This is a genomic window from Anaerotignum faecicola, assembly GCA_024460105.1.
Classification (GTDB): Bacteria; Bacillota; Clostridia; order Lachnospirales; family Anaerotignaceae; genus JANFXS01.
This window is the reverse complement of sequence record JANFXS010000252.1, coordinates 1-462: the sequence shown is the minus strand read 5'-3', so window position 1 is coordinate 462 and position 462 is coordinate 1. Positions and strand designations below refer to the sequence as shown.

Genomic DNA, 462 nt, shown 5'->3' with positions numbered 1-462 from the left:
ATCTTAAATCATAATTGGGAAGAGATTGAACATGATCGGTTTAATTATCTATGTCCAGTAGTTGATATTGATTTGCTAATTAAAAGTTTTTCACGATTATATGGCAAGAGTTTAAATACAGCAGCTAAGCTGGTGGAGTGGTTTATATATTATCCGCAACGCGGGAAAGAGGGCGATTTATTCTCAAAACCGTTGGTTCAAATAAGTGGTAAAAGGGTTTTATTTGCCCCTAATTTGATTCGGCAAATTAATATCACCCGAATGCTTGAGCAGATTATGCTGGATTATAAAATAAAGCGGGCGGCAATTGGAGATGAGTATGAATCTTATTTAAGAAATAAATTGTCACAGTCTTCCTTATGGAATGTCTATGCAGATAAAATAGAATTTAAATCATCTTTAGGAAATACAGATTTTGATGTTATAGCTTTATTTGATAATCATGTTGTGATAGTTGAAATA

At 32.5% G+C, this 462-nt stretch carries 1 protein-coding gene; it reads left to right on the top strand.

Annotated features, from left to right (window positions below):
- A partial coding sequence (locus NE664_13810; protein ID MCQ4727709.1) for a hypothetical protein occupies positions 1–462 on the top strand: 462 nt, incomplete at both ends.